Annotated in this window: 7 protein-coding genes; 1 reads left to right on the plus strand and 6 read right to left on the minus strand. The window is 70.1% G+C overall.

Annotated features, from left to right (window positions below):
- The first annotated feature begins 1 nt into the window (after position 1).
- Positions 2-724 (plus strand): TetR/AcrR family transcriptional regulator, encoded by a 723-nt coding sequence (locus AB0959_RS13215; protein WP_366826479.1) that lies wholly within the window; start codon positions 2-4, stop codon positions 722-724.
- 96 nt (positions 725-820) lie between these two features.
- On the opposite strand, the gene AB0959_RS13220 is transcribed toward AB0959_RS13215, so the two are convergent.
- The 6 genes from AB0959_RS13220 to AB0959_RS13245 all read right to left on the minus strand — a co-directional run bounded on the left by AB0959_RS13220 (position 821) and on the right by AB0959_RS13245 (position 12,464).
- Entirely contained in the window at positions 821-1,177 is a 357-nt protein-coding gene (locus tag AB0959_RS13220) for an isomerase (RefSeq protein ID WP_366826480.1), read from the minus strand.
- Between the two features lie 29 nt (positions 1,178-1,206).
- On the minus strand, positions 1,207-2,811 hold the full coding sequence (locus tag AB0959_RS13225; RefSeq protein ID WP_366826481.1) for a SpoIIE family protein phosphatase: 1,605 nt from the start codon (positions 2,809-2,811) through the stop codon (positions 1,207-1,209).
- Between the two features lie 90 nt (positions 2,812-2,901).
- Positions 2,902-8,391, minus strand: a complete 5,490-nt coding sequence (gene pulA / locus AB0959_RS13230; protein WP_366826482.1) for a pullulanase-type alpha-1,6-glucosidase — start codon at positions 8,389-8,391, stop codon at positions 2,902-2,904.
- Between the two features lie 624 nt (positions 8,392-9,015).
- Positions 9,016-9,762, minus strand: coding sequence for a class I SAM-dependent methyltransferase (locus tag AB0959_RS13235; protein ID WP_366826483.1), 747 nt, complete (start codon positions 9,760-9,762; stop codon positions 9,016-9,018).
- Positions 9,763-9,986: 224 nt separating this feature from the next.
- Positions 9,987-11,366, minus strand: coding sequence for an alpha-amylase family protein (locus AB0959_RS13240; RefSeq protein ID WP_366826484.1), 1,380 nt, complete (start codon positions 11,364-11,366; stop codon positions 9,987-9,989).
- Positions 11,367-11,567: 201 nt separating this feature from the next.
- Entirely contained in the window at positions 11,568-12,464 is an 897-nt protein-coding gene (locus AB0959_RS13245; protein WP_366826485.1) for an RNA polymerase sigma-70 factor, read from the minus strand.
- Between the last annotated feature and the right edge of the window lie 18 nt (positions 12,465-12,482).

The raw sequence follows: 12,482 nt of genomic DNA on the forward strand, positions 1-12,482 counted from the left end.
CATGACGACCGGGGTTCGCCGCAGAATGGGTGTCGAGGAGCGGCGGCAGCAGTTGATCGGCGTGGCCCTTGAACTGTTCAGCCGACGCTCACCCGACGAGGTCTCCATCGACGAGATAGCGTCGGCCGCGGGCATCTCGCGGCCGCTGGTCTACCACTACTTTCCCGGCAAACTCAGCCTCTACGAGGCCGCGTTGAAGCGCGCCTCCGACGACTTGGCCGCGCGCTTCATGGAACCGCGGGAGGGCCCCCTGGGCGCCCGGCTGCTGCGCGTGATGCGCCGCTTCTTCGACTTCGTCGAGGAGCACGGGCCCGGCTTCTCGGCGCTGATGCGCGGCGGCCCGGCGGTCCCCCGGGACGGCCTCCGCTCCCGGGACGCGGTCTCCCGCACCAACGCGCTCATCGACGGCGTACGCCAGGCGGCGTACGACCAGATCCTCACCCACCTGCGCATCGACAACCCGCCCGCCCGGCTGGAGCTGGTGATCCGCTCCTGGATCTCCCTCGCCGAGTCCACGGCCCTGATCTGGCTGGACGGCCGCCGCATCCCCCGCCAGGAGCTGGAGGCCCAACTCGTCCACGACTTCGCCGCGTTGACAGCGGTGAGCGCCGCGTACGACGAGGAGATGGCGGACCTCCTGCGCCGCATACTCAAGGACGAACCGACGGACGGTCCGTTCACGGACCTGGTGGACCGCTTGGTAGCGCTGGGGGCGCCGCGTTAGGGGCGCGGGGCTGTGACATGTGCGGCTCCGCCGCGCGGGCGCGACAAGCCACGACGGCCCCGCAGCCGAAAACCATCCGCACCCCCAACGGCGCGACTACGCATCAAACTTCCGGTACGACGCGTCAAGATCCCGCACCTCGGCCGAGGCGTGCAACGCCAGCCCCGCCTCCGGCTTCACAAACCTGCGGAGCAACTCAAGCACCGCTTCCGTGAGCCGCACCTTCGTCTCCTCCGTACGCCCGGCCAGCAACCCCAGCGTCACGTGGACGACCGCATGTCCGCCCTCGTCCCGCCCCACCGTCGTGTCCTCGGTGGCACGGAACTGCGTCTTGCACGCCTCGTACTTCGCGGCGGCGATCTCCACCACCTCGTCGTGCAGGGCGAGCGCGAACCCGCGCCGGTCGAAGCCCTCGGAGAGCGGCGCGGAGTAGTCGACGGTGATCTGCGGCATGGGCACTCCTGTTCTGGGACCGTTGCCGCTCACCCTAGCCGCAGCGCCAGCAGCGCGATGTCGTCCTCCCGGTCCCGCCCGAAGCAGTCCAGCAGCGTGTCGCACAGGGCGGCCGGGCCGTGCGGGGCCTCGGCGGCGGCGGTGCGCAACTGGTCCAGCGAGACCGCGAGGTCCGTACCCCGGCTCTCCACGAGGCCGTCGGTGACCATGAGGAGCCGGTCGGTGGGCTTGAGGACGATCTCCGTGGGCGCGGGCCGGTCGAGCCCGAGCCCGAGCAGCGGCCCGGCCGCCTCGACGTACTCGGCGCCTCCCTGGTCGCTGATGACCAGCGGGGGGATGTGGCCGGCGTTGGCGATCCGGGTGTGCCCGGTGGCGGGGTCGACCAGGGCCAGGCAGACGGTGGCCGTGCTGTCGGGGTGGTACTGCTGCAGCATCCGGTCGAGTCGCCGGGCGAGCGCGCGGGGGTCGGGTTCCTCGACGCAGTAGGCGCGCAGGGCGTGCCGGATCTCGACCATGACGGTGGCCGCGTCCAGGGAGTGCCCGACGACGTCGCCGACCGCGGTGAGCACGCCGTGCGAGGTGCGCAGGGCCGCGTAGAAGTCGCCGCCGATCTCGGTGTCCCGGGAGGCCGGCACGTAGCGGACGACGACGTCGACGCCGGGCAGTTCCGGCAGTCTCCTGGGCAGGAAGCTGTTCTGGAGGGTGAGCGCGAGGTGGCGTTCCGCCTGGTAGAGGAGCAGGGGTTCCGCGGCGAGTGCGGTGGCCTGGGCGAGGCGGGCGACCAGGGTGTCGGCGCGCGGTGTCCGGGATCTGGGGCCGTGTGCGGGGGTGGCCAGGCAGACGGCGGCCTTGCCGCCCTGGGTGCGGGTCACGACGAGGCGGACGTCGGCGGTGGACCGGGGGTGGAAGAAGCCGGGCGGCCAGAGCGGTGCGGGCACGACGGTGACGTGCGGTCCGCCGGTCCGCGCCGCGATCCCCCTGATCAGCCGGACCACGGTCTCGCGCGCTGCGATGTCCGGGAGCCCCGTGGCGGCCCGGCCGCGCCGGGTGCCGCAGTACAGCTCGCCGCTGTCGCCGACGACGAAGACGGCGGCCGGGCCGCCGCTGAGCCGGGAGGTTCCCTCGGCGGCCGCGTCCGCGAGCTCGCGCGGGCAGCGTGCCGCCTGGACGGAGACGATGGTCTCCGACAGCAGCGTCAGATGCCGTGCGACGGCCTCGGCGTCACTGAGCATCCGGGCGCCGCGCACGGCGGCCCGGACCACCGCCTGGATCTCCTCGGGTTCGGCGGGCACCGTCAGGTACGCCTCACCGCCCGCGTCCAGGCCCCGGCACCGGTCGCTGGGCGCGACGGAGGCGGCGGAGAAGTGGACGACGGGCAGCGCGGCCGTCGGCGGCACCGCCTTGAGCCGGCGGCAGAGCTCGAAGCCGCTCATGTCGGGCAGCCCGACGTCGACGAGGGCCACGTCGGGCAGGGCGCCCGTGCGCAGCCGTACGTCGAGTTCGACGAGCGCCTCACCGGCGCTGGCGACGGGGACGACCCGGTGCCCCGCGCGGCTCAGGACGGCACCCATCGCGTACCGGCTGGCGGCCGCGTCGTCGACCACCAGGACTGTGCTGTCTTCTTGCTCGGCCATGCGATCCTCGCGGGCTGCCGGGGACGCGGTCGGTGACGCGGGCCCCTGGACTGCTGGAGTACGGGGACCCGCGCCACTCACGCTAATGCTCTACCGCGCGCCCCGGGCGAACACTGCGACAGTACGCCCCGGAACGGCGAACGTGCCCGATTCCGCCGCGTACGACGAGGACTTGACGATAGGGTCCGCGCCCGAGGCCTGTACGGGGTGCAGCGCGTACGCCGTTCCGGACAGCTCCGCGATCCGCTGCTCCTGCCGCTCGGGCGTCGCGTTGAGGACGACGACGAGGTCGCCGAGGCCCATGGTGATGACGCCGGGCGTCTCGTCCTCACCGGAGAGCGGGAAGGACAGCGCCGTCTGCACCTGGCCGGCGGTGCCGAGCGAGAAGACGTCCTCGGTGGTGCGGATGCGCAGCAGGTCCCGGTAGGCGGCCGAGGCCCCATCGATCTGCTCACAGCCCACCTTGACCGACGTCAACAAGGGCTTGGCATAGGGCCACTTGGACTCGTTGTCGGTGGCCATCGGCAGTCCGCGCCCGAAGCCGTTGCCGTCCCGGCAGTCCCAGTGGATGGCGTTGAACCAGTCGCCGCTGTCGTACGAGTTGCGGTCCAGGGACTTGGAGCGCAGCAGGTCGCTGCCCGCCTGGGAGAGCGCGGGTCCCTGGGAGAGGGCGGCCGTCGCGAGGGCGAGGACCTGCATGCGGGCCCGGTCGTCGGCAGTGGTGGACGGCGGCAGCTTGTAGGTGAGCGCGTCGAACAGCGACTCGTTGTCGTGGGCGTCGGCGTAGGCGAGGGCGTCACCGGGCGCGTCCGCGTAACCGGCGGGCGAGCCGTTGTAGTCGACCTCGGAGCCCCTGACCCGCCTGCCGCTGGTGTCGGTGAAGGTGAAGGACTTCAGGTTGCCGCTGAGGCCCACCTTGATCAGGTCCTGGTAGTGCAGCAGCCGTGCCTTCTGCTCGGCCGGACTGCCGTTGGCCGCCGAGGAGTTGGGGTCGGTGTACAGGCCGGACGCGAAGCCCTGCACCCGCGGGTCGTCGTCGAAGGGGCCGCCGCCGCGCACGGCGTCACGCGCCCGGTCGGAGAAGGTCGCGACGCCCGTCCCCGCCATGTGCTGCTGCGTGGCCTGGACGAACCGGGCGTCGTCGGCGACCTCGCCGAAGTTCCAGCCCTCCCCGTACAGGATGATCTTCTTGCCGTCCACGCCGTCCTTCTCGGGGGTCAGCGCGTCGAGTGCCTTGCGGACGGCGAGGATGTTGGCCTTCGGGTGATGGCCCATCAGGTCGAAGCGGAACCCGTCGACCTTGTACTCCCTGGCCCAGGTGACGATCGAGTCCACGACGAGCTTGCCCATCATGGCGTTCTCGGGCGCGGTGTTCGCGCAGCAGGTGGAGGTGGCCACCGAGCCGTCCGCGAGGAGCCGTTGGTAGTAGCCGGGCACCACCTTGTCGAGCACGGAGGTGGCGGCCTGCCCACTGGCGGTGGTGTGGTTGTAGACCACGTCCATCACGACCCTGAGCCCGTCGTCGTTCAGCGCCCTGACCATCTTCCGGAACTCGACCGTGCGCCGCGTCCCGTCCGGGTCGCTCGCGTACGAGCCCTCCGGGACCGTGTAGTGGTACGGGTCGTAGCCCCAGTTGAACGCGTCCTTCGCGGCGGCCTTCGCCACGCACTCCTGCTGTTGGTCCGAGTCGGCGGCGTAGGAGCCGAGATCGCAGTCGACTCCCGCCTGGTCGGCCTTCCTCTCGGGGATGGTGGCGATGTCGAAGGCGGGCAGCAGATGCACGTACGACGTCCCCGACGCGGCCAGCTTCCGCAGGTGCCGTGAGCCGTCGCTGCCCTTGTCGGTGAAGGCGACGTACGTGCCCCGGTCCTTGGCGGGGACGGTGTCGTCCGCGATCGAGAAGTCCCGGACGTGCAGCTCCTGGATCTGCGCGTCCTTCAGCGGCACGGCCTCGGGTTTCCGGTAGGACGACCAGCCGCCGGGGGCCAGTGACCGGTCGTCCAGGTCGACGACGAGGCTGCGCTCGGAGTCGGCGGTCAGGGCGAGTGAGTACGGGTCGGTGACGCGGTTGGTGACGATCTTGCCGACGCTCGGGGCCCAGACCTTGACGACGTACCGGTACGGCTTCCCCTTCCACGACTTCCCGCCGGTGACGGACCAGACGCCGGTGGTGTCGTCCCGCTTCATGGTCACGCTCGTGCCGTCGAGGTCGAGGGCGACGGACTGCGCGGTGGGCGCCCATACGGCGAGCGTGGGACGGCCGCCGCGGACGGTGGGCCCGAGGTCCGCCTTCGTGGCGTCGTACAGGTCGTCCAGCACGCCGGCGATCTGGACGCCGGTCGCCGTCAGGACAGCCCCTCCCCCAGTGCCGAAAGCCTGGGAGGTGCCCCCAACAGCCCGCTGCGAGGCCACGAGCTGGCCGTGCAGGGCCTCGCGCACCCGGTCGCGGTCGCGCGGGTCGACCGACCAGGCGGTGTACGACGCCAAATGCGGGAACTTCGCCTTCTGTGCGTCGGTGAGGCTGGTCCTCTCCAGGCGCAGCCAGCGCTCGTCGTCGCTCGTCAGCGTGCCGTCCTCGACCGTGATCGAGCCGGTGGGCGAGTACAGCAGCTGGGTGGAGGCGGCCGTGTCGACACCGTTCCAGGCGACCGTGTTCCGGTCGATCCAGACCGCCTTGGAGGTGGTCAGGTCGAGCGCGGCGGCGGAGCCGGCGGGCTGCGGGAGCAGGTACTTCTCCTGACCGTTCAGGAGCCACACCTCATGGCCGTTGGCCTTGAGGTCGAGCGACTGGTCGGAGGGGAGGTCCTTCTCGTCGCCCTTGTGGAGGATGTAACTCAGGCTGGTGGCGCCGTCGGTGAGCGGTACCTCGAAGACCGCGCCGTACGGGTCGGTCCGCACCGGCTTCAGGGGCGTGGACCAGTCCGTGGGCCGGGCGGCGCCGGTCCACACGTGCAGTCCCCAGCCGTCGTAGTTCCCGTCGGCGCGGTGGTAGTGGAGGACGGCCTTGCTCTTGTCCTGCTCGGGGTAGTCGGCCGTCGGCTTCTCCGTGCGGACGGCCTCCTTGCCCTGCTGGATCCAGACCTCGCCGGTCTTCGTGACGTCGATCGTGCGGTCGGCGGAGACGTCCTTGTTCCCGTCCTTGTCGATGACGAGGAAGCCCACGGTCGAGGCGCCCGGCTTGAGCTTGACGTAGGCGAAGGCGCCGTACGCGTCGCGGCCGGTGAAGGGGTGGCTGTCGGGCCAGGTGGTCCCCTCCCCCTCGGCGAGGTCGCCCCAGGCGTACAGGCCCCAGTCGTCGTAGTCGCCGTCGGTGCGCTGGTAGTGGATGACCGCGTAGTCGCGGGAGGAGGCGGTGGGCGTCTCGGGGGCGGGCGGGGGACCGGTGGTCGAGGCGGCGGTGGCGCTCGCCGTACGGCCGGCGGAGTCCCTCACCACTGCCTTGTACCGCAGGGCTGTTCCGGGCGCCACGTCCTTGCCGATGGTCTGGGTGACCTTGTACGGCGCGTGGTCGGCGGACCCGAGGGTCTTCCACTTTCCGTTGCCGGTCTGGGCGGCGAGGACGACGCGGTTGAGCTGCCCGCCGTCGACATCGGCGCCGATCTCGACGGTGCCGGTGGCTCCGGGGGCGGGGGCCCGGAGGGTGAGGGTGGGCTTGGTGGCGGGCTCGGCGAGCTTGCCCGCCGCCTTGAGGACGATCGCCGAACCCGCCGGGACGGTGACGGTGACCTTCTTGTCGGCGTCGGAGGTGACATCGCCCGAAGTCCCGTAGATACCGCGGAACTTCATGCCCGCCGAGCCGGTCGCGAAGGTGACCGTCCTCTCCCCGTCGGCGTTGTTGAAGGCGACGACGTACTCGGTCCTGTCGGTCCCGGTGCTGGTGCTGGTGCTGGTGCTGGTGCTGGTGCGCGAGAAGGCGTAGACGCCGGAGCCGTCAGCCGCGTACCGCTGTGTCTGGACGCCGTCCGTCAGGGCGGGGTTGTCCTTGCGCAGCTTGCTGAGCGCGGCGATCTGCCGGTAGAGCGGGGCGCTCGCGTCGTACGAGTCGCTCGCGTGCGTGCGGTCGGTGCCGATCTCGTCGTCGTCGAGGTAGTCGGCGACCTTGGAGGCGAACATCGTCTGGCGGGCGTCCTTGTCGCCCCCGGAGCCGGTGAAGCCCTGCTCGTCGCCGTAGTAGACGACGGGGTTGCCGCGGCTGAGGAACATCAGCTCGTTGGCGAACCTGTCCTTGGCCAGTAGCTCGGCGTCCGTCGCCTTCGGGTTGTCCTGTTTCAGGAAGTACCCGATGCGGCCCATGTCGTGGTTGCCGAGGAAGGTGACCTGTTCGTAGGCGTTGGCCTTGTCGGTCGTGTACTTGTAGTCGTCGCCGAAGACCGACGCCAGCTTCTGGGCGCTGCCGCCCTGGGAGGCGTACTGGCGGGCCGCATCCTGGAAGGGGAAGTCGAGCGTGGAGTCGAGGCGTCCCCGCGTGACGTACGGCGCGGTGACGGACGTGTCGGCTGAGTAGACCTCGCCGAACATGAAGAAGTTCTTGCGCCCCCGCTTGGCCGCGTAGGCGTCGAGCGCGGTCGCCCACTGGGTCCAGAAGTCCATGTCGACGTGTTTCACGGTGTCGATCCGGAAGCCGTCGATGTCGAAGTCGCGCACCCAGCGCTCGTAGATCCTCTCCATGCCCCGGACCACCTCGGGACGCTCGGTCCACAGGTCGTCGAGGCCTCCGAAGTCGCCGTACGTGGCGCTCTCGCCGGCGAAGGTGGAGTCGCCGCGGTTGTGGTACATCGTCGGGTCGTTGAGCCAGGACGGGACCTTGGCGTTCTTGTCCGCGGCGGCGACCGTCGGTGTGCGCGGGAAGGAGTCGACGTCGACGGGCGGGAACTTCCTGCCACCGTCCGCGTAGTCGGCGTCGTCGAAGGGCTTGCCGTCCTTGGTCAGGTACGGGAAGGCGCCCTTGGAGAGGTAGTCGTACGACTTCTCCTCATAGTCGACGACATCGGCGGTGTGGTTGGTGATGACGTCGAAGAAGACCTTCATGCCCTTGGCGTGCGCCTTGGAGATGAGGGTTTCCAGGTCCTTGTTGGTCCCGAAGTGCGGATCGACCTGGGTGAAGTCGGTGATCCAGTAGCCGTGGTAGCCGGCGGAGGCGTTGCTCCCGGCGCCCTGCACGGGACGGTTCTTGAAGATCGGGGCCATCCAGATGGCGGTGGTGCCCAGCCCCTTGATGTAGTCGAGCCTCTTGGTCAGGCCCTTGAGGTCGCCGCCCTGGTAGAAGCCCTTGTCGGTGGGGTCGTAGCCGGTGCTGAGGCGGGAGCCGGTCAGTCCGCCCTTGTCGTTGCCGGTGTCCCCGTTGGCGAAACGGTCCGGCAGGACGAAGTAGAACTGCTCGCGGGTGAGGTCGTGGCGGGCGGCGGTGCGGGCGAGTTCGGCGTCGGAGGGGGGTGGGGGCGCGGGCCGGGTGGCGGCGCCCGACTCGACGGGCTGGACGAGCAGGGCGACGAGGGCGGTCGCGGTGGCGGCCGCGATTCTTCCGGCGTGTCTGGCGTGGGTGGAACGGCGCGTCCGGGGCGCCGGCCATCTGGGTATCACAGGCCTGAACTCCTTGCGACTACGGCTCGATCGGGTCCGACCCCGCGCCACGGCACGGCAGGTGGCGGCTTCGCTGCCGGGCGTCGGCGTGACCGTATCGCCAACGAAAGCCTTACAGCAAGAGTCGTGAAAACTCGGGCAAGAATTTTCACGTGGCGCCACCCCACACGGTTCTCGCCCCGCGGCCCTACCCGTCCCATCCTCCAGGGGCTCCGCCCCTTCGACCCCGTTTTCGGAGGCCAGCCCCCGGACCCCCGGCCCCTCAAACGCCGGAGGGGCTGGATTTGCGCGGCCCGGGGCTGGTTTTCAGGGAGCGGGGGCGGGTTTTCGGGGCTGCGGGGCACCCCGCGGCCTTCAGAGACGCGGGAAGCTGCGCGACTCTCAGAGCCCCGGGGAATGGATCGATTCCAGAGCACCGGGGAGCGGCGCGACTCTCAGAGCCGCGGGCAACCGCACGGCTTTTAGGGGCGCGGGGAACTGCGCGACCAGCCACACCCGACCCGCAGCCAACCCATCCACCCCAACCACCCCCACCCGCCCGGGGGCCTGGGGGCGGAGCCCCCAGATACAGGATGGGACGGGTAGGGGCGGCGGGGGCGAAACAACCCCCAGGCGACGCAGCCGTCAGCGCCCCATCAGCGCGAACACCCCCCACCCCAGATACTCACGCTCGTACCGCACATACCGAGCCGGCCCCACCGTGAGCTCGTCCCGCAGCTCGGCGGCCAACTCGTCGTCGGGGTTCTGATCGAGCCAGCGACGCATGTTGAACCACTGCGCCGCCCGGTACCGATCCCAGCTGTCCTGGTCGGCCAGCACCATCTCGACGACGTCGTAGCCGAGTTCACCGAACTGCTCGATCAGACCGGGAAGCAACCGGAAGTCGTCCTCCCGCTCGGCGTGGCAGGCCTCGATGGTCTCCTGGTCCAGCGGTTCCCGACGCCAGTACGGCTCGCCGATCAGCATCAGTCCTCCGGGCCGGAGGCTGCGGCCCAGCAACTCGACCGTGCCGGGCACCCCGCCACCGATCCACGTGGCACCGACGCACGCGGCGAGGTCGACCGGCTCGTCCGCGACGTACCCGGACGCGTCCCCGTGGACGAAGCGCACCCGCTCGGCGACGCCGAGTTCGGCGGCACGGGCACGGGCCCGCGCGGTGAACACCGTGCTGATGTCCACTCCGGTCCCGGTGAGGTGATGGTCGCGCGCCCAGGTGCACAGCATCTCGCCCTTTCCGCAGGCGAGATCGAGGGCACGCGTCCCCGGTGCCAGGTTCAGTGCCTGACCGAGGGTGGCGAGCTTGTCACCGGTGATGGGGTTGAGGACGCGGTGAGTGCTCTCTTGAATGGTATGGATGCGTGGAAGATCCACGAGTGGGAGTCCTTACGTTCGACACGTTGGATGAGGTCATGGCGTCTTCGGAGGACGGGCGACCGCAGTCGGCCGCCGTGACTCGGACCGTCATCAAACGCACCCCACCAGGACGTGTGGACTCAGGACGCCGGTGAGACTAGGGCGCTGCGGGGCGGCACGTCCACTGGTTTTGGCGCGCGCCGCCCCGGACCTTTCCCGGATCCCCGGAGGGAAGCGGCGGCTCAGCAGCTCGACTTGCCCGCGTAGATCGCCAGGGCGGTGTTGGAGCCCAGGGTCGCGGTGAGTTGGCCGGAGCCGTTGACCGTCACGGTCGTGTTGTTCTGGACGTTGCAGTAGGTACCGGCCGGCAGCGAGGTCTGGTACGTCCGGCTCAGGGAGCCGGACTCGTGGTTGATGGCCACGAAGCCCTTGGTGCCCCGCCCGAAGGCGATGGCGTCGCCCCCGTTGTCCCACCAGTTGGTGACGGACTCGCCGCGCGTGGCGTTGCGGAAGGCGACCATGCGCAGGATCTCGGGCCAGGCGTGCTGGCACTTCCAGCCGTCCTGCCAACAGGCGTTCACCGTGCCCCCGTTGGGCGGGCCGGCGTCCGTGTCGGAGAACTCGTAGCCGGAGTTGATGTCGGGCGCGCCGTACGGCCAGGCGAGCATGAAGACGTTCGCCAGGGTGTAGTTGGCGTTGTCCTTGTAGCTGAGCGTGGAGCCGTTGCGCTCGGTGTCGTGGTTGTCGACGAAGACGCCGACGACGGAGCTGCTCATGTAGCCCCAGCCCTCGCCGTAGTTCTTGAGGTAGGCGAGGTTCTCGTTGTTGAAGACGCGCTTGAGGTCGTAGGCGTAGCGGAACTCCTGGACGTCGCCGTTGCCCGTGTACTCGGTGGGCTGGACGGCCTCTCCGCTGCCGTAGATGACCTCCTGTTTCCAGTACGCGTTCGGGTTGGTCAGGCGGGACTTGATGTTCGCGAGGTCGGCGGTGTCGATGTGCTTGGCCGCGTCGATGCGGAAGCCGTCGACGCCGTAGCCGAGCAGGCTGTTCATGTAGCCGGCTATCGCCGAGCGGACGTAGTCCTCGCCGGTGTCCAGGTCGGCGAGGCCGACGAGTTCGCAGTGCTGGACGTTCCAGCGGTCCTGGTAGTTGGTGATCTGCGCGGTGCAGTCGTCGAAGTCGTACGAGGAGTACAGGCCGGGGTAGGTGTACTTGCTGTACGAGGAGCCGCCCGTGCCGGTGCCGCTGCCCGCCGACATGTGGTTGACGACCGTGTCGACGACGACCTTCACACCGGCCGCGTGACAGGTGTTCACCATGTTCTGGAACGCGGTCGCGTCACCGAGCCGGCCCGCGATCTTGTAGCTCACCGGCTGGTACGAGGTCCACCACTGGGAGCCCTGGATGTGCTCGGCGGGCGGGGAGACCTGGACGTATCCGTATCCGGCGGGGCCGAGGGTGTTGGTGCACTCCCTGGCGACCGAGTCGAACTTCCACTCGAAGAGGACGGCGGTGACGTCCTTGCCGCCGGGCGGAGAGGCCTCCGCGATGGTCGGGAACATGACAAGTGAAGCTGCGGCTGCCGTGAGCGCGAGGGCGCCGGAGAGGGTTCTGCTGGCCATGTGGGGGTCCTTCTTCATTGAAGGCGCCACGGAAGGTGGCGTTGAAGTTTCTTGCTGCAAAACGACTGAAAAATTTCAGCCAAGCAGACCGTACGAGCCCCTTGTTCAACGGTCAACCCTCGGAACACAGTTGGGCGCCCTCGCAGGGGCCCGTCCGCGCCACCCGCTGCTCCTGGGACCAGCGGGGTCGGCGCGGCGCCTTCAGCGCAGGGTGAGCCGGGTCTCGGATTCGACGCGGGTCAGTTTCTCCGGGTTGCGGACGTAGTAGAGGCCGGTGATGCGGTCGCTCTCGAAGCGGATCGCGACGACACCGTCGATCTCGCCGTCCAGCCGCAGGACGAGCGCCGGGCCGCCGTTGACCATGGTGAACTCGCTGGTGAGCGTCGCCGGGGTCTTGCGGGTGCCGCCGATGATGAAGCGGGCCACCTTGTCGGCGCCGGTGATCGGCCGGGGCGCGGCCTGCTTGAGACCGCCGCCGTCGCTCATCAGGACGACCTCGGGGGCGAGCACGTCGAGGAAGCCCTGGAGGTCCCCGGTGGCGAGCGCGCGCTGGAACGACTCCAGGGCCGCCCGGGTCCTGCGCTCGGAGACCACCTCGCGCGGACGGCGGGCGTCGACGTGCCGGCGTGCGCGGTGCGCGATCTGGCGGACGGCCGCGGGGCTCTTGTCGACGGCGGCCGCGATCTCGTCGTAGCCGACGTCGAAGACCTCGCGGAGCACGAAGACGGCCCGCTCGGTCGGCGACAGCGTCTCCAGGACGAGCATCAGCGCCATGGACACGCTCTCGGCGAGCTCGACGTCCTCGGCCACGTCCGGGGTCGTGAGCAGCGGCTCGGGCAGCCAGTTGCCGACGTAGGCCTCCTTGCGGCGGGTCATGGTGCGCAGCCGGTTGAGCGCCTGGCGGGTCGTGATCCGGACGAGGTACGCGCGCCGGTCGCGCACCTCGTCCAGGTCTGCGTCGACCCAGCGCAGCCAGGTCTCCTGCAGGACGTCCTCGGCGTCGGCCGCCGAGCCGAGCATCTCGTAGGCGACGGTGAAGAGCAGGTTGCGGTGGGCGACGAACGCCTCGGTCGCCGGGTCGGCGGTGTGCTCGCTCATGTCCGGGTCCCTCCCCCG

Source organism: Streptomyces sp. NPDC046862 (genome assembly GCF_040704615.1).
Classification (GTDB): Bacteria; Actinomycetota; Actinomycetes; order Streptomycetales; family Streptomycetaceae; genus Streptomyces.

Coding starts and splice junctions, on each gene's coding strand:
- AB0959_RS13245 (WP_366826485.1), bottom strand. CDS start 12,464: ATGAGCGAGCACACCGCCGACCCGGCGACCGAGGCGTTCGTCGCCCAC.
- AB0959_RS13225 (WP_366826481.1), bottom strand. CDS start 2,811: ATGGCCGAGCAAGAAGACAGCACAGTCCTGGTGGTCGACGACGCGGCC.
- AB0959_RS13240 (WP_366826484.1), bottom strand. CDS start 11,366: ATGGCCAGCAGAACCCTCTCCGGCGCCCTCGCGCTCACGGCAGCCGCA.
- AB0959_RS13220 (WP_366826480.1), bottom strand. CDS start 1,177: ATGCCGCAGATCACCGTCGACTACTCCGCGCCGCTCTCCGAGGGCTTC.
- AB0959_RS13215 (WP_366826479.1), top strand. CDS start 2: ATGACGACCGGGGTTCGCCGCAGAATGGGTGTCGAGGAGCGGCGGCAG.